Origin of the sequence: Streptomyces sp. NPDC059743, from assembly GCF_042732975.1 — a bacterium.
Classification (GTDB): Bacteria; Actinomycetota; Actinomycetes; order Streptomycetales; family Streptomycetaceae; genus Streptomyces.
In genome coordinates this window covers 174,752-190,320 of record NZ_JBHWGS010000002.1, presented here as the reverse complement: position 1 = coordinate 190,320, position 15,569 = coordinate 174,752, and the positions used below count along the sequence as shown (strand labels likewise).

16 protein-coding genes are annotated in these 15,569 nt (G+C 70.3%); 10 read left to right on the top strand and 6 right to left on the bottom strand.

Translation table 11 applies throughout. The annotated features are described in order from the left end of the window. Nucleotides 1-634 precede the first annotated feature (634 nt). A complete protein-coding gene (locus tag ACFV6H_RS03990; protein WP_093601947.1) occupies nucleotides 635-1,147 on the bottom strand; it encodes an EF-hand domain-containing protein in 513 nt (170 codons plus the stop codon). 251 nt (nucleotides 1,148-1,398) lie between these two features. Here ACFV6H_RS03990 and ACFV6H_RS03985 point away from each other — a divergent pair, with 251 nt between their 5' ends. Both ACFV6H_RS03985 and ACFV6H_RS03980 read left to right on the top strand, forming a co-directional pair. After that, nucleotides 1,399-1,989: a sigma-70 family RNA polymerase sigma factor gene (locus ACFV6H_RS03985; RefSeq protein WP_384976966.1), complete on the top strand. Its 591-nt coding sequence runs from the start codon at nucleotides 1,399-1,401 to the stop codon at nucleotides 1,987-1,989. Beyond that, nucleotides 1,986-3,383 (top strand): zf-HC2 domain-containing protein, encoded by a 1,398-nt coding sequence (locus tag ACFV6H_RS03980; RefSeq protein WP_385538332.1) that lies wholly within the window; start codon nucleotides 1,986-1,988, stop codon nucleotides 3,381-3,383. Before ACFV6H_RS03985 ends, ACFV6H_RS03980 begins: the two co-directional genes overlap by 4 nt. A 140-nt stretch (nucleotides 3,384-3,523) precedes the next feature. Here the strand turns inward: ACFV6H_RS03980 and purU are convergent, their stop codons facing one another. Together purU and ACFV6H_RS03970 are read right to left on the bottom strand one after the other, a co-directional pair. Further along, nucleotides 3,524-4,435 (bottom strand): formyltetrahydrofolate deformylase, encoded by a 912-nt coding sequence (gene purU / locus ACFV6H_RS03975; protein ID WP_385538329.1) that lies wholly within the window; start codon nucleotides 4,433-4,435, stop codon nucleotides 3,524-3,526. Between the two features lie 51 nt (nucleotides 4,436-4,486). After that, complete coding sequence (locus ACFV6H_RS03970; RefSeq protein WP_093601953.1) at nucleotides 4,487-4,933, bottom strand: hypothetical protein; 447 nt, start codon at nucleotides 4,931-4,933, stop codon at nucleotides 4,487-4,489. Between the two features lie 172 nt (nucleotides 4,934-5,105). Between ACFV6H_RS03970 and ACFV6H_RS03965 the strand changes: the two genes are divergently transcribed. Beyond that, nucleotides 5,106-6,380 carry an ABC transporter substrate-binding protein gene (locus tag ACFV6H_RS03965; protein WP_385538326.1) on the top strand — a complete coding sequence of 425 codons (1,275 nt, stop codon included), beginning with the start codon at nucleotides 5,106-5,108 and terminating at the stop codon, nucleotides 6,378-6,380. A 119-nt stretch (nucleotides 6,381-6,499) separates the two neighbouring features. Here ACFV6H_RS03965 and ACFV6H_RS03960 read toward each other — a convergent pair whose 3' ends face one another. Further along, entirely contained in the window at nucleotides 6,500-6,754 is a 255-nt protein-coding gene (locus tag ACFV6H_RS03960; RefSeq protein WP_385538324.1) for an ATP-binding protein, read from the bottom strand. 59 nt (nucleotides 6,755-6,813) lie between these two features. Here ACFV6H_RS03960 and ACFV6H_RS03955 point away from each other — a divergent pair, with 59 nt between their 5' ends. From ACFV6H_RS03955 to ACFV6H_RS03930, 6 genes are all read left to right on the top strand, one after another. Next, nucleotides 6,814-8,082 carry an XRE family transcriptional regulator gene (locus ACFV6H_RS03955; protein WP_385538321.1) on the top strand — a complete coding sequence of 423 codons (1,269 nt, stop codon included), beginning with the start codon at nucleotides 6,814-6,816 and terminating at the stop codon, nucleotides 8,080-8,082. Next, entirely contained in the window at nucleotides 8,067-8,606 is a 540-nt protein-coding gene (locus ACFV6H_RS03950) for a GNAT family N-acetyltransferase (protein WP_384976954.1), read from the top strand. The genes ACFV6H_RS03955 and ACFV6H_RS03950 overlap by 16 nt, the downstream gene beginning before the upstream one ends. A 64-nt stretch (nucleotides 8,607-8,670) precedes the next feature. Then, entirely contained in the window at nucleotides 8,671-9,210 is a 540-nt protein-coding gene (locus ACFV6H_RS03945; protein ID WP_385538317.1) for a GNAT family N-acetyltransferase, read from the top strand. Between the two features lie 110 nt (nucleotides 9,211-9,320). Further along, a complete protein-coding gene (locus tag ACFV6H_RS03940) occupies nucleotides 9,321-9,890 on the top strand; it encodes a DinB family protein (RefSeq protein ID WP_385538946.1) in 570 nt (189 codons plus the stop codon). A 135-nt stretch (nucleotides 9,891-10,025) separates the two neighbouring features. Continuing rightward, nucleotides 10,026-10,283 carry a hypothetical protein gene (locus ACFV6H_RS03935; protein ID WP_384779332.1) on the top strand — a complete coding sequence of 86 codons (258 nt, stop codon included), beginning with the start codon at nucleotides 10,026-10,028 and terminating at the stop codon, nucleotides 10,281-10,283. A 269-nt stretch (nucleotides 10,284-10,552) separates the two neighbouring features. Then, the gene (locus ACFV6H_RS03930) at nucleotides 10,553-10,981 is read left to right on the top strand and encodes a VOC family protein (RefSeq protein WP_385538314.1); all 429 of its coding nucleotides are present in this window, start codon (nucleotides 10,553-10,555) and stop codon (nucleotides 10,979-10,981) included. A gap of 38 nt (nucleotides 10,982-11,019) precedes the next feature. On the opposite strand, the gene ACFV6H_RS03925 is transcribed toward ACFV6H_RS03930, so the two are convergent. Together ACFV6H_RS03925 and ACFV6H_RS03920 are read right to left on the bottom strand one after the other, a co-directional pair. Then, entirely contained in the window at nucleotides 11,020-12,777 is a 1,758-nt protein-coding gene (locus ACFV6H_RS03925; protein WP_385538311.1) for a hypothetical protein, read from the bottom strand. Nucleotides 12,778-13,103: 326 nt separating this feature from the next. Then, complete coding sequence (locus ACFV6H_RS03920; RefSeq protein WP_384976945.1) at nucleotides 13,104-14,486, bottom strand: transcriptional regulator; 1,383 nt, start codon at nucleotides 14,484-14,486, stop codon at nucleotides 13,104-13,106. A gap of 325 nt (nucleotides 14,487-14,811) precedes the next feature. On the opposite strand from ACFV6H_RS03920, the gene ACFV6H_RS03915 reads away from it, so the two are divergent. Further along, nucleotides 14,812-15,498 carry a bifunctional DNA primase/polymerase gene (locus ACFV6H_RS03915; protein WP_385538944.1) on the top strand — a complete coding sequence of 229 codons (687 nt, stop codon included), beginning with the start codon at nucleotides 14,812-14,814 and terminating at the stop codon, nucleotides 15,496-15,498. Nucleotides 15,499-15,569 lie beyond the last annotated feature (71 nt).

Here is a 15,569-nt window from a genome sequence, read left to right as displayed (position 1 = left end):
AAGGATCACTGAACGTGATTTCCTTGCGACACAGCATGGTTGACGTACAGTCACCGCAACAAGCGCTTCGGGCATATTCCAGCGCGAAGGAGTACGCGTGCTGCATACTGTGCGACGCGCGCCGCGGGGAGTCGAACATGGGCGCGCACGGCGCCTTCGTACCGCGCGAGCGGCGCACATTCTCGGTCCCGGAGCCGCCGTCCTGGCGACACCGCAACCCTCGCGCCTCACAACCTCTCGCACCCCATGGAGGGTACCGGAGGCAAGAGCGACTCCGGCCTGTGACGGCCCGCCGTAAGGACACAACCCGGTATCGACCGCGAGAGGGCACCTCTCGCCACGCACGGTGACGCAGCAGCAGGCCAAGGCCAGAACTTTCCCGGCAAGAACGGACGGACGGGACCGGATCACCGGACGAGCGGCGCACGATCACCAAATGAGCGGGCGCACGGCCACCGGACATCGGGACGTACGGAGCCCGGCGTCACGGGACCGGGACGTACGGGACCGGGACGTACGGGGCCGGGACGTACGGGGCCGGGACGTACGGGGCCGGGACGTACGGGGCCGGCGCCACGGCACCGGAACGGACGGGCCGGGATGTACGGGGCCGGATCACCGGCCCCGGGCGCGATCAGGGCTCAGGAGTCACGTAATACGCGGCGAAGCCGGCCAGGATCTCCTCCTCGTGGATCCTGCCGTCGCCGTCCGCGTCCAGCTCCACGGCCACCCGAGCCGCCGCCTCGGCGGCGACTCCCAGCACCAGCAGCGCGCGTTGGGCCGACGCCGGAGTCACTCCGCCGCCGTCCTCGTCGGCGACGGCGATCGCCGCGCGTAGAAACGGACGGGCGATCTCCGCGAACCGCAGTGGGTTGTCGCGCAGCCGCTTCACCGCGCCCGTCACGAACTCCTGCCTGCTGACCCGTTGGTCGCCGTCCACGTCCGCGATGCCGGCCATGCCCTGCCAGAACGCCTCGGCGCCGTTGTAGAGCGCCTGTCCCTTGTCGGAACGGGCGGTCGTGCCGAACTCGGCGAGCAGTGCCGCCGCCGCCCCGCTGAAGTCCTCGCGATCGATATAGCCGCTGCCGTCCTGGTCGAAGGCGGCGAACCGGGAGGCGATCTTGGCCTCGTACTCTGCGCTGTCCATTCCCGGAGGGTACGACGGCCGACGGCTCCTGTGTGCTCCGTTACGCGGAGAGCACGTACGGCCCGTCGGCCACGACCGCGTCGCGTCTGCCCCGTTGTGCTCGTCCGAAACGTGATGAGTGCTGTGGGGGCGCACTTGCCACAAAGGGGCGTGTGTCCTCGGCACCGCCCACTACATTCGAAGGAACGGCGGGCTTCGCATGATGGTGGCAGGGGCGGACGGACGGGCGCAGGAACAGGGCTGGGGGTCGTATGGCGAAGGACACACCACCTCGCTGGGACCGCAGGATGCAGCAGCGGCTCGCGCGGGGCGAGGCCGCCGCGCTCGGTGAGCTGTACGACCGGTTCGCACCGCTCGTGCACAGCCTCGCCCACCGCGTGCTCGACGACAGCGCGGCGGCCGACCGCGTCACCCGAGAAGTCTTCAGCCATGTCTGGGACAACCCGGGCGCGTACGACCCGAAGCAGGGCTCGATGAGGTCCTGGGTGGCGAATATCACACGCGAGATGGCGGTGGAGCGATTCCGGCGGACCGAGGCCAAGGCCTACGAGGCGAACGGCGAGGGCACGGCGGAGGAGGCGGAGGAGCTGGAGCAGAAGATACGCAGGGCCTCGGCGGCGGCCCGCGCGGACTACATCGTCAGGTCGATGCCGACACCGCTGTGGGCCGCACTGGAGCTGGCGTACTTCCGGCGCAGGAACTACCGCCAGGCCGCGGCGGATCTCGGCGTCTCGGAGGACGAGGCGCGCCGTCGGCTCCGGCTCGGACTGCAACTCCTCTCGACGGCCAACACCCAGGCGGCGGACGGCTTCCCGCCGCCGGGCAACGGACGCTCCCTGTGACCGGCCCTCAGGACGGCGACTTCTCCGAGCGCGGCCGGGAAGGCTGGGAGGGTCGGCCGGCGCATCCGCGCATACCGGGCCCGAGGCCGGCCGCGGACGACCTCGCGCCGTTCGCGGCGCCACGGCGCGAGCCGGCGCGCGACCCGGCGCCGAAGCCGGACCTGAACCCGGACGTGTCCCCGGCCACGGCGGAGGACCACGAGATCCCGACGGAGGAGCCCGCGATCCCGGAGGAGCCCGCGATCCCAACGGAGAAGTCCGAGATTCCGGCGGGGAACGAGATCCCGACGGAGAAGCTGACGCACAAGGTGCTCACCTCGCTGCTGGGCGCCTGGGCGCTCGCCGCCTGCTCCGCGGAGGAGACCGCGCTGGTCGAGGAACATCTCACCGAGTGCGCGCCCTGCGCCGAGGAGGCGCTCCGGCTCCGTGACGCCGTCGGACTGCTGCACGCCGACCGGAGCCTGGACCTCGATCCGCTGCTGCGCTCCCGGGTGCTGGAGAGCTGTCTCGGCCGCAGGCCCGCCCGGATACCCGTGCCGGACTGGGCCGCTCCGTACGACGCCGAGACCGCCCGGCTCGACGCGCTGCTGCGCGACTTCGGCGACGCGGAGTGGCACGCGCCCGTACGGCTGAGCTGGTTCGTGGAGGACCGGCCCGTCTCGCGCAGAACGACCGTCGCCGGGGTCATCGGCCATCTGATGACCGTGGACGGCCTGGTCGTCGGCTCCCTCGGCCTCGACGATCCGCTCGGCCCCGACGCGCCGGACGATCCCACCGACCGTACGGAGCTCTCCTGGCGGACCGCGACGTCGCCGCCCACCCGCGCCGTCCACGAGCCCTGGCGCGAACAGAGCCACACCCTGATCCGTACGGTGTCCTTCGCCGGCCTCGGCGTCGCCGAACTCTCCGTGTCGTACGGGGACTTCTTCGCCCTGCCGCTGCGCGACGCGCTGCTGGACCGGGCCTTCGAGTGCTGGGTGCACGGCGCGGACATCGCGGAGGCGGTGTCCTATCCGTACGAGCCGCCGGCCGGCGCCCATCTGCACCGGATGATCGATCTGGCGGCCCGGGTGCTGCCGTCGGCGCTCGCGACCAGACGCCGTAACGGTCTCGCCGGGCCGGCCAGGGATCTGGTGGCCGCGGGCGCGCCCGGCCGGTCGCTGCGGCTGGAGGTGGAGGGCGCGGGCGGCGGAAGCTGGTACATCGCCCTGGACTCACCGGCCGCGCTCGGCAGCCCTGAGCGCTCGGTGGGCCAGATCGCGCTGGACGCGGTCGAGTTCTGCCAGCTCGTGGCGGGCCATGTCTCGCCGGAGGAAGCGGCGGCCGGACAGGAGGGCGACCGCGAGGCGATCAGGGACGTCCTGTTCGCGGCGGCCTCGATGAGCCGCCTCTGAGGGATGCGTACGGTACGGACCGTACGAGGCCGGGCCCGTACGACTCGCACGGGGGCGGCCGGGACCGTACAGGACGGGCGACCCGACCGTAGCCCGCAGGCACAGGCACAGGCACAGGCCGACCGTATCCCGCGCCTCGGTCAGCCGAAGACGACCGTACGGTGCCCGTTGAGCAGAATCCGGTGCTCCGCATGCCACTTCACCGCGCGCGCGAGCGCCTGGCACTCCACGTCCCGGCCGATCGCCACCAGCTGTTCCGGAGTGACCTGGTGGCCGACGCGCTCGACCTCCTGCTCGATGATCGGGCCCTCGTCGAGATCGGCCGTCACATAGTGCGCGGTCGCGCCGATCAGCTTCACACCGCGCGCGTGCGCCTGGTGGTACGGCTTCGCGCCCTTGAAGCTCGGCAGGAAGGAGTGGTGGATATTGATGATCCGGCCGTTGAGCTGCTTGCACAGATCGTCGGAGATCACCTGCATGTAGCGGGCCAGCACCACCAGCTCCACGCGCTCCGCGCGGACCAGCTCCAGCAGCTCCGCCTCGGCCGCGGCCTTGGTGTCCCTGGTCACCGGGATGTGGTGGAACGGAATGCCGTACGAGGCGGCCAGCTCCGCGAAGTCCGTGTGGTTCGAGACGACCGCCGCGATCTCCACCGGCAGCGCGCCGGTCCCGGCCCGGAAGAGCAGATCGTTCAGGCAGTGGCCGAACTTGCTGACCATGAGGACGACACGCATCCGCTCCTCGGCGCGGTGGATCTCCCAGTCCATCCGGAAGGCGTCCCCGATGGCGGCGAAACTGGCCCGCAGCTTCTCCACGCTCACCGGCGCGTCGGCCGAGAAGTGCACCCGCATGAAGAAGAGACCGGTGTCGTGGTCGCCGAACTGCTGGCTGTCCTCGATGTTGCAGCCGGTCATGAAGAGATAGCTCGACACGGCGTGCACGATCCCTTGCTTGTCCGGGCAGGACAGCGTCAGGACGTACTGCTCGGGTGCGGCGGGCGCGTTCACGGCGGGCGGCTGCTGCGGGGCGGACTGCTGCGGCGCGGTGCTCATGACCTCAGAGGATCCCACACCGGCGCGGGACACCGCGGGACACCGCGGCACTCACGCCGACCGCGTCATGATCCGCAGTACGTCCAACGACCTCGGCACGGTGTCCGGATCGTCCCCGTCGCTGGTCGCCAGCCGCACATGCGCCTCACGGGCCGCTCGTACCGCCTCCGGCCAGCCGTGATGCTCCAGATAGGCGGACACGGGCGCGTCCGGGCCGACCTGGTGCATGATGCGCAGTACGCGCAGGACGGCGAGATCGACCAGGGCGGCCTCTCCCGAGTCACGGAATATCGTGCCGACGTATTTCTCGGCGGACCAGTTGTCCAGCCAGGTGTCCTCGACCAGCCGGTACACGGCGTCCGTGACGTCGCCGTATCCTTCGCGGCCGGCCAGCCAGTACTCCTGGTGGAACACGGGATCGGAAAGCATGTGCAGCGCCGAGCGCACATTGCTGCGCCAGCGCCACCATGGCATGTCATTGAGCGGCATGCCGCCCATGGTGCGGGAGTGACGGGCACGACGGGAAGAGTTCTCGGAACCTTGCTGCACAGTCCTTGACTCTACGGTCCGCGCGCGGCGGCCCGAGGGGCCCCTGCAATTCACCCCTAAGTCATTAAACGTTGAAGCTTCCACACTTCGGCGTTACCTGAAGGCGGCAGCCTGCATAGCTATGACCGGTTGGCGACGCTCATCCTTCTCCCGCCCTTTCCAGTCCGGTGCGATTCGTACCGTTTTCAGCGCGGTGGTGGGAGCGTCACTGCTCGCCGGCTGCGGTGTTCTCCCTGGTGGCTCGGGGGGCTCCAGGGAGCCCGTCACGGTGATGACCTGGGCGCCGATCGGTACGAACGCCACCAATCAGCCCGGAATGCCGGCCATGGCGAAGGCGTACGCGCGCTGGGTCAACGCCAACGGCGGTATCGACGGCCATACCCTGCGCATCCTCACCTGTGACGAGAAAAACGAGTCCGGCGGCGCCGCCGACTGCGCCCGCAGGGCGGTCAAGGAGAACGCGGTCGCGGTCGTCGGCTCGTACAGCCAGCACGGCCGTGAGTTCATGGCGCCGCTGGAGGCCGCGTCCATCCCGTTCCTGGGCGGGTACGGGCTCACCGAGGAGGAGTTCAACAGCTTCCTCTCCTATCCCGTCAACGGCGGCCAGGCGACTCTTCTCGCGGGCAACGGACGGCAGTTGGCCCATGAGTGCGAGCGGACGGCGCTGATACGGCCCGACACCATCACCGGCGACGATCTGCCCGAACTGCTCAACGCCGGTCTGGGCCAGGGCGGTCGCGGCTCCGCGAGCGACATCCGCGCGGCGGAGGACGCCACCGACTACACCCGGCAGGCCGAGCAGGCACGCGCGGCGGCGGAGGACGGCGGCTGTGTGACGGCGGTGCTCGGCGACCGTACGGAGACCTTCTTCGACTCCTACCGCCGAGTGCCGGAGGACGGCCGGAGCATCCGCGTCTCCTCGGTCCTCGGCAGTGTGGGCCAGCCGCTCATCAACAGCACGGGCGGCAAGAACGGCCCCTTCGAGGGCGCGTATCTGACCGGCTGGTATCCGGTCGAGACCGATCCGGCCTGGAATTCGATGCGGAACGTGATCGACAAATACGCCTTCGGCGACAACGACATCGACCCGGCCGACCCGGGCCCGCAGACCACCTGGATCGCGTACACCGCGCTGAAGCAGGTCATCGAGTCGATCAACGACAACACCATCACGGCCGGCAAAATCGCCGACACCCTGGACCGCGGCCTCCAGGTAACCACCGGCGGCCTCACCCCACCCCTGCGCTGGCGCTACGAAGACATGCTGGGCGCCCCGGGCTTCCCCCGCATCGTCAACAGGGACGTAACGTTCCAGGTGGTCCGCGAAGGCCGCCTGATATCCCAGAAAAAGGGCTTCATCGACGTGGGCCAGACACTGGGCAACACGGCGTCGTGACGCCTTCCCGACGCGCTTAGCCGTGCCAGTGCGTACGGAGGGCGGCGGACCCGACGGGGGGCCGTACGGTCACGCCCACTCCCCGGCGGTCGTCGCGTTCGCGGTGCGGCAGCCGCAGGTCATGGCCGCACCTCGCACTTCAGCTCGCCCCATACCTGCTTGCCCCAGCGGTACAGGTCCGTTCCCCAGCGGTCGGTGAGCGCGTCGACCATCAGCAGGCCGCGGCCTCGGGTCTGATCGCCGTTGGAGTCCGTCCGTATCACCGGGATGGTCCTGGACCTGTCCACGACTCCCAGCCGGACGAAGCCTTCGGGCGACCGCAAGATCACGACCCGGATCAGACGGCTGCCCGAGTGCTCGGCCGCGTTGGCCACCAGCTCGGTGACGATCAGGATGGGAACGGCGTGGTCACAGTGGGTAGGTGAACGGTGGTGTGGGCGAAAACGAGAGCCTCAACAAGGCGATGCACGAACGCGGCTGCACCCAGGCCGAGCTGGCCGACGCAGTGAACGCGCATCTGCGCTCGCGCGGCCACGAGGGAACGGTGAGCGACCGCACGGTCCGCAACTGGCTGACCGGAAAAACGAGGTGGCCGCACCCCCGGCAGCGGGAAGCCTTAAGGGCAGTATTCGAATGTACCGCCGAGGACCTGGGCTTCGTTCCCCCGGCGGCCGGACGCGCCCCCACCACCTCCCAGGAGCAACCCGTGCGGCGACGTGACTTCATCACTGCCACCACCGGTACGACGGCCGCCGTCGTGGCACCCGTCCTGTCGAGCCGACCGACCGCTGTCGGCACGTCGGACGTCATCCGGCTCCGAAGCGGCCTGGACGCACTGACGGCCCTGGACAACTCCCGAGGCGGTCATGTGGGCTTGGAGCAGGCCGCGTTGGCGGGGGCCAAGGACGCCCTGGACAAACAGAAACTGGCTGCCTCCCAGCGCATCCGCCGGCGTCTCTTCAGCGTGGCAGCCGACTACACCGCCACCGCCGCCTGGTCCGCCGTCGACACCCGTCAGCTCGACCGGGCCCAGAGCCTCCTGGACCGCGCGCTGTACCTGGCCGGGATGGCCATGGATTCCGTCGCCGAGCTGCGCATCTGGAACGCGTACGCCATGCTCGCGCGCCAGCGGGGCGAGCACGCCCAGGCCATCGACTCCGGGTACGCGGCACAGACCACGGCCGTTACCCGCCGGGATCCGCTGTACGCCTCTCTCGCTCACGCCCGTACCGCCATCGGCCACTCGAATCTCGGTGACCGGAAATCCGCCCTGCGCTCCCTCGGGTACGCCGAGGAGTTCCTCGGAAAGGCGTCCACGGCCGAGCCACGCCCGAGCTGGGTGGCCTTCTACGGCCCCGCTGAACTAACCGCCATCACCGCTGTCGTCCGCGACCGGATCGGCGATCCCGCGGAGGCCGAGGCCGCCTCGCACCAAGCCCTGTCCGCCATCCCTGTTCAGTTCCGGCGCAACCGGGCCCTCGCCACGGCGCAGCTCGCCCTCGCCCAGCTCCACCAGCGCGACATCGATCAGGCGTGCGCCACGGCGGAGACTGTCTTCGGACTGATGTCAGGGAACCCGATTCCCGGCCGCATGCGGTCCCGACTCGGGGACTTCTACCGGGACTTGATCACCCTCGCGCCCGATGCGACCGTCGCCCAGGAGTGGGGAGATCGCTACCGATCCGAATGGAGCCGACTTTGATCGACACCGACCTGGACATCCGTCACTTCACCCATGACGATCTGCCACAGATCCGGCAGATGATCATTGATGTGCACGCTGACGCCCATGGTGACGCACGGGATGACGAGTTCAAGCAGCGCTTCCCCTGGTTCGTCGACCACTGGGGTGGCAACCCGGGCTTCACCTGCGTGATCGCGTTCGACGGCGCGGAGGCCGTGGGCTTCGCGTACGGGGCCCCGGCCACCCCTCGGCGCGAGTGGTGGCGCGAGCACCTCGACCCCGCGCCGGAGAAGACCCGTACGTACTCCTACTCGGAGCTGGCCGTCAGCCCGAAGTGGCGCAAGAAGGGGGTGGCCGAGCGGCTGTCCCGCGCGCTGTTCGAGGGAAGGGACGAGGATCTCGTGGTCCTCCTGGTGGACACCGAACACCCCAGGGTGCAGGCCCTGTACGAGTCATGGGGCTTCCGCAAGGTCGGTGAGCGCCGCCCCTTCCCGGACTCCCCGGTGTACGCCGTCATGCTGGCGGAACTGCCGCTGCCGTAAACCCCGGACGCCCCGAAGTCGCACGGCCTGCCCGCCCGTGAGGCCGGGCGTGCTACCGACTGGAATGGATCCGAGCGTGATCAACGCCTCCCTGGACGTGCGCGCCTACACGCACCAGGACCTGCCGGAGATCCGGCAGACCCTCCTGGACGTGCATGCCGACGCCTACGCCGACGCGATGGATGACCCGTTCACTCAGCGTTTCGCCTGGTTCGTGGATCATTGGGGCGGCAGGCCCGGGTTCTCCTGCATGGTCGGCTATGACGGGAACGAGCCGGTCGGCTATTCGTACGGGGCCCCGGCCACACCGGGGCGGGAGTGGTGGCGCGCGCACCTCGATCCCGCGCCGGAGAGGAGCCGTACGTTCGCCGTGTCCGAGCTGATGGTCCGCCCACGGTGGCGTAAGACCGGAGCGTCCGTACGGCTGCACCGCGCGCTGCTGGACGGCCGGGACGAGGACCTGGCCGTCCTCACGGTGGACACCAAGCATCCCAAGGTGCAGGCCCTGTACGAGTCGTGGGGCTACCGGAAGGTCGGTGAGGACCAGCCCTTCCCGGACTCACCGCTGTTCGCCGTGATGCTGGCGGAACTGCCGCTGCCGTAGACCCCGGACGTCCGAAGGCGAGCTGCACCTGGTGCGGACAACTACACCGGCCGAGCGCCGCTTCCACGACACCGAAACTCACTGGCGTGCTTGAGGCCTCGCGGACGAACATGGGGCGTATGAGTGACCAACCCGCACGATGGAGCCGGGCGACCGTCTACCCCGATATGTGGGCTGACCCGGACGACGATCCGCGCAACAGCGAAGGTGTCAGTCCGGACGGCGAGCTTGCGACGCTGGACGACTTCCTGGCGAACTACCGCATGACTCTGCGGATGAAGTGCGAGGGCCTGGACGCGGAGCAGCTGGCACGTCGGTCGGTTCCGCCGTCGACGATGTCGCTGCTCGGCCTGGTTCGGCACCTCGCCGAGGTGGAACGGGACTGGCGCAACTGGATCAGCGACGGTGATCCGCTGCCGAAGCTGTACGGCGCGAGGGACGCGGACTTCGACGGAGCTGTCGCCGAGCAGGCCGAGGCCGACGCCGCGTACTCCGCTCTGGAGCGCGAGCAGGCCGCGACCGACGCCGCGCTGGCCGAGCATCCGGATCTGGGCGAGCGTCTGGGGAGGGACGGGATCGCGGTTCGGGAGCTGATGGTGCACAGGATCGAGGAGTACGCCCGTCACTGCGGGCACGCCGACCTGTTGCGCGAGTGCATCGACGGAAGGGTCGGCCAGTAACGCGGAGGCAACCCTTCCGGGGGTGCGGCGGTCTTATCGGGCGTCGTGGTCGGGTTGGGCAGGTTGGCCAGAGGGCCGGCCTCTGCCGACTCGACTCGACTCGTACCGGCGTAACGACTGGAAAGGGCGTAGTCCATGGAGCTCGATCCCGGCCTCTGCCTGGACGTACCCGAGGGTTTCGACGATACGGATGCCGAGACTCAGGTGCATCCGATGGCCAGGAAGCTGTTCACCGGCACAACCGCCGCGGAAGTCTTCAGGAAAGCCCATGAGTGGGTGGCGGAACAGAAAGTCTTCCTGGTGGATGTGTCATGGGATTTCATGCACGACGAGGACGAGCCCTGCACGCTGAGCGTCTATTTCACGTTCGAGCTGGATCCTGAAGACGCCTGACCACGGCTGTACGGTCGGGTCGCCCGCGTTTCCCACGGCGGACGGCCGCCGGTGCACCGCCGGGAAACGGCGTTGTCGCGGCCCGTGATCGGCCACTAAGGTCGGTCGGGTGACTGCCGGGTCGGCCTTGGGCCATGCACGAGTGAGGTTCCCGGCCTCGGCGTGAGCGCGAGGCGGGCAAGAGGCCCGCCCCTTCCCCGTGTCTTTGCTCAGGCGCCCGCGCGCGGCGCCGCATCCCAGCGGATCAAAGACCCGGAGACACCTCACTGATGTCATACGACCAGCGGTACCCGTACGAATCCGAACTGTCGGCGACCACCGTCCAGTTGAACCACACCGCCGTCTACGCCAGGGACCGGCACCTGTCGGCCGAGTTCATCGCCGCGATCCTGGGGCTCAAGGTCGGTGCTCCGTTCGGGCCGTTCCTGCCCGTCGACCTCGGCAACGGCGTGACGCTCGACTACTACGAGAAGCGGGACGAGCCGATCCAGTCGCAGCACTACGCGTTCCTCGTGCCCGACGCGCGGTTCCACGCCATGATCGCCCGTCTGGAGGCGGTCGGAGCCACCTACTACGCCGACCCCGGCCACACCGAGCCCGGCCGGATCAACCGTCTCTTCGGCGGTCACGGCGCGTACTTCGACGACCCGGACGGCCACAACATGGAGATCATGACTCGGCCCTACGTCCGCCCCTAGCAGGCCGCCTGGCGGTTGTCGGGGACGGGACGAACGCCCTAGAGCTGGGTCGGGGTCCGTTCGGTGAGGTTGTATTTGGCCGCGATGCCGTTCCACAGCTGCGCGGCCTTCTGCTTGGCCGCCGTGGCCTCGCCGCTGGCGCGGTTGGCCTCGGCGGCCTGTTGGGTTATACGGGCCTGGCCGCCCTTGCAGTTCTTCTTGCCCTTGGCCTGCTTGGCCCAGTTCGCGTAGTGGTCGTCCGCCGAGGCGGACGCCTGCCAGGCGTCGGTGAGTGACGACGTCAGCTCGCCGTTGTTCGGGAGCTTGTCGAGTGTCAGGTCCTTCAGCCGGGTCACCAGATCACGGCGCTGCTCCGCGGCGCCGTGCAGATCCGTGGCCGCCTGGTCGAGGTTGTCGCAGGACTTGATGGACTCGACCGCCGCGATGACCGTCGCACGGCTGCTGCCGCTGTCCGCGAGCAGCTTGTCGAGCGCCTCGGCCTGCGGCTTCGCCGGATCGGACGCGGCCTGCTCGGGAGACTCGGCGGGAGGCGAACTCGCCGCGGCCACCGGCTTGCTGTCGTCCTGCGTCGGGCTGTCGCCGCCACCGCTCATCAGCGCGCCCGCGCCCAGTCCGAGCACGGCACAGCCGACCACGACCGCCGCGATCAGCGGGACGGGCGAGGACTTACGGCGGCCGGCGGACCGGCCCTGGGCCTCCCGCGCCGCCGCTCGGCCCGGCGGCGGATCGTACGAGGTCTGCTGCGGCGGCGCGTACGGCGCGGCGGCGGCCCGGTGGGCGGCGGGCGCCTGAGGTCCGTGCGCCGGGTCGAACTGCGGCAGCGGCTGCGTCGAGTCCGCGCCCTGGCCGCCGCCGGGCGCGTCCGTACGGAAGAGGCTGTCGAACTCCGCGGGCGGCTGGCGGTCGCCGGGAGCGCCGGGCCTGATGCCGTACGGCGCACCGGGAGGCGCGGCCGGTACGGACTGCGCCTGCAGCTGCGCGGGAGCGGCATGCGCCGGGCCCTGCTGGGCCGGTACGGGCGCGATGAACTGCGTGGCGTCCGCGTCCGAACCCGTGCCCGGGATGGGCGACGGCAGGAACTGCGTGGCCTCCGCGGCGTTCTCCGGCGGCAGCATGCCGGGGCCCGCACCGGGACCATGGCCAGATCCTGCCGGGATCGGCGCGATGAACTGCGTCGCGTCCGAGTCCCCCATGGCGGGCATACCAGGCATGCCCGGCATGGCGGCCACCGGCGGCAGATACTGCGTGGCGTCCGCGCTGCCCTGCGGAGTCGCCTCCGCGGGCAGCGGCAAGGGCTGCGCATGCTGCGGCTGCGCGTGCCGCGGCGGCTGTCCCTGCGGCTGGTACGACTGCTGCTGCTCCTGCTGCGGGAACGGCTGCCCGGGCCCCTGTCCCTGGAGGCCCTGTCCCTGGAGGCCCTGTTCCTGGTAGCCCTGTCCATACCCCTGCGCCTGCGCCTGGGCCTGCGGAAGCGGCTGGCCGCCCGGGAGCTGCTGCGGAAGCTGGCCGCCGTACGAGACGCCGTCCTGCGGTCCGTACGGCTGGGCGCCCGGCTGAGGCCCGTACGACTGCGGCCCGCCGTGCTGCACCTCGCCGTACCCGGACTGCTCCTGGGAGCCGTCCTGCGGCCCCCAGGGCTGTCCCCACGGCTGCCCGCCCGCAGGGCCCTGCGCGGGCGGGTCCGCGGACTGCCCGGGAACCCAGGGCGCGCTGCCGTCACCGGGCAGCACAACGCCTTCGTGCGCGGGCCGAGCGGCAGGGTGCTGCTGCTCATCCCCTTGTCCGCTGTGCGTCACCGGGACTCCTACATGTGGAACGTGTTGACCTACCGAACGTCGGTTCACGCTACCGGGTGAATCGCGGCCTCTGCCACGCGCCCGGATCCAGTAACGGCTCGTCCCCTCAAGACGCTGGTATTGGGGTCGAATTCACCTGTACCGCCACCGACTTGGTCATGGCCATACGCCCGACACGGCACGGTCACGAGCTCCGCACGGCATTCTCACGGACGCCCCCGGCCCGACACCTGCCCGTAAGGCACCCACACAGAACCCTCACGCCGCCCAGGCCGTTCACGCCGCACGGAACCCAAACCGCCCGCACGCCCTCGCCGTCCGGGCTCTCACGCCGCCTGGATCTCCAGCCGCGCCCCGAACTCCCGTACCGCGGGCTCGTTGGCATACGGCTCCAGCCGCTGCTGGAGATCGTCCAGATACTCCGCGCCCCGGCTGGAACGCAGCGTACCCAGCAGCTCCACCGCCCGTGTCCCGGTGTGGCACGCCTGCTCCACCTCGCGCTGCTGGACCTGGGCCATGGCGAGCAGGACCAGTCCGATCGCCCGCCGCCGCGCCCGGGATTCGGGATGGCCCTCCAGCGACTCCGAGGCATGCCGGCCGGCCGCCTCCGGCTGTCCCAGATCGCGGTAGCAGTGCGCCAACTCGTCGGCGAGATAGGCCTGGTCGAAGTGGGCGATCCACTCCGGATCGTCGCCGGAGGCCGCCTCCGCGTGCTCCAGCGCCGTCAGGGCCCGGCCCACCACCGCCTCGCACGTGCGGCCGTCGCCCATCAGCGCGTGGCCGCGCGCCTCCGCCGCGTAGAACATGGCCTGTGCGCGCGGAGTCACCTGGCCGCGCGCTCCTTCCTGCGCCGCCCGCGCCAACTGCGCGATCTCCCGCGGATTTCCGAGCTGCGCCGCGAGATGGCTCATGGACGCGGCCAGCACATAGCCACCGTAGCCGCGGTCCCCCGCCGCCTGGGCCAGCCGTAACGCCTGGATGTAGTAGCGCTGGGCGAGCCCGGGCTGTCCGGTGTCGACCGCCATATAGCCGGCCAGCTCCGTCAGCCGGGAGACGGCCGCGAAGAGCCGGCGGCCGACCGCCTCGCGGTACGAGCCGGAGAGCAGGCCCGCCACCACGCTGTTCAGATAGTGGACGACGACCGGACGGACATGGCCGCTGCCGAAGCGGTGGTCCAGATCGATGAGCGCGCGCGTCATGGCCCGCACCGCCTCGACATCCGAATCCCCCACCCGCGCACCGGTGTTGCGCGCCACGGCCGGATCGGCGGCCGTGATCAGCCAGTCCCGGCTCGGCTCGACAAGCGCCGAGGACGCCACGGCGGAGCCGGAGAGGAAGTCACGGCGGCCCACATCGCTCCGCCAGAGCTCACAGACCTGCTCGATCGCGCCGAGGACGGTCGGTGAGAACTGAAGGCCGACGCCCGAGGCGAGATTCTTGCCGTTCGCCATCCCGATCTCGTCGATCGTGACCGTACGGCCCAGCTTCCTGCCTAACGCCTCGGCGATGATGCCCGGTGCCCGGCCGCGTGGCTGCTGTCCACGCAGCCAGCGTGCCACCGATGTCTTGTCGTACCGCAGGTCGAGCGCACGCTCCGCACCCACCATGTTGACGCGCCGGGCGAGCCCGGCGTTGGAGCACCCGGCTTCCTGGATGAGCGCCTGGAGCCGTTCGTTCGGCTGGCGCGCGACGAGAGGCCTGGCTGCCAATTGGATACCCCCTGTGGCCGCAGTGATCAGCTAAGTGACCAATGCCCGGCAGATCTGCAGAGAATGCGCATGTTCGGAGATAACGGAAGTATTCGATGATTCTCGGGAAACAGCGGTAAACACGGAACAGCGGTGAACACGGTCGGGCCGGTCTTGTGCTTCCACCGCGTCCCCCCATGGTGTCGGACCCCCGAGGGTGGCTACCCGGATACCGCTCCACGCCTTCACGCGCGCCCCCGCCCATGCATCGATGCGCCCCACATGCGGTTTCGGCCTCCCGCGGTGCCGCGCCGTGCGCCCGTAACCCGTGGTGACGGCGGGAGTTGTGCTGTGCGTGGAAGAGACGATCGGAGTCAGGGACGCCGCGCGGATCCCTCAGCAGCGGAGCGACCTGCTGCTGGAGAGCGCGGTGCGGTACACGGAAGAGAGGCGCTGGGACGTGTTCCCCGGCACCTGGCTGGAGGCGGTGGGCGGCGCGGAGAGGTGCTCGTGCGGCCGGATGGACTGCCCGGTGCCGGGGGCGCACGCGACAGGACCGGGATGGCCGACACAGGCGACGGGGAGCGCCGCCGAGGCGCGCGCGCTGTGGTCGAGGCAGCCCAAGGCGTCGGTGCTGCTGCCGACGGGACGCACCTTCGACGCGCTCGACGTACCGGAGTCGGCCGGCTTCCTCGCGCTGGCCAGGATGGAGCGGATGAATGTCACGCTCGGCCCGGTGACCTGCACCCCGGACCGGCGGATGCTGTTCTTCGTCCTGCCCGGTGCGGCGGCGAAGACGGACGGGCTGGTACGGCGGCAGGGCTGGGCGCCGGAGGCGATCGATCTGGTCGCGCGCGGCGAGGGACATTACGTGGCGGCGCCGCCGACGCGGATCGGCGGCAGAGGCGCGGTGCAGTGGGCCCGCCGGCCCACGCTCGCGAACCGCTGGCTGCCGGATGTGGACGAGCTGATGAGCCCGCTGGCCTACGCGTGCGGGCGGGAGGCCGCCGCGCGGCGCACGCGCCGTACGTAGGGTACGCGGTACGGAGGCGGTACGCGGTTTGGAGGCCGTACGTAGGGTGGTGCCGTAGCTGTACGGACACC

Coding starts and splice junctions, on each gene's coding strand:
- ACFV6H_RS03990 (WP_093601947.1), bottom strand. CDS start 1,147: ATGGACAGCGCAGAGTACGAGGCCAAGATCGCCTCCCGGTTCGCCGCC.
- ACFV6H_RS03985 (WP_384976966.1), top strand. CDS start 1,399: ATGGCGAAGGACACACCACCTCGCTGGGACCGCAGGATGCAGCAGCGG.
- purU (WP_385538329.1), bottom strand. CDS start 4,435: ATGAGCACCGCGCCGCAGCAGTCCGCCCCGCAGCAGCCGCCCGCCGTG.
- ACFV6H_RS03970 (WP_093601953.1), bottom strand. CDS start 4,933: ATGGGCGGCATGCCGCTCAATGACATGCCATGGTGGCGCTGGCGCAGC.
- ACFV6H_RS03965 (WP_385538326.1), top strand. CDS start 5,106: ATGACCGGTTGGCGACGCTCATCCTTCTCCCGCCCTTTCCAGTCCGGT.
- ACFV6H_RS03950 (WP_384976954.1), top strand. CDS start 8,067: ATGGAGCCGACTTTGATCGACACCGACCTGGACATCCGTCACTTCACC.
- ACFV6H_RS03945 (WP_385538317.1), top strand. CDS start 8,671: ATGGATCCGAGCGTGATCAACGCCTCCCTGGACGTGCGCGCCTACACG.
- ACFV6H_RS03940 (WP_385538946.1), top strand. CDS start 9,321: ATGGGGCGTATGAGTGACCAACCCGCACGATGGAGCCGGGCGACCGTC.
- ACFV6H_RS03935 (WP_384779332.1), top strand. CDS start 10,026: ATGGAGCTCGATCCCGGCCTCTGCCTGGACGTACCCGAGGGTTTCGAC.
- ACFV6H_RS03930 (WP_385538314.1), top strand. CDS start 10,553: ATGTCATACGACCAGCGGTACCCGTACGAATCCGAACTGTCGGCGACC.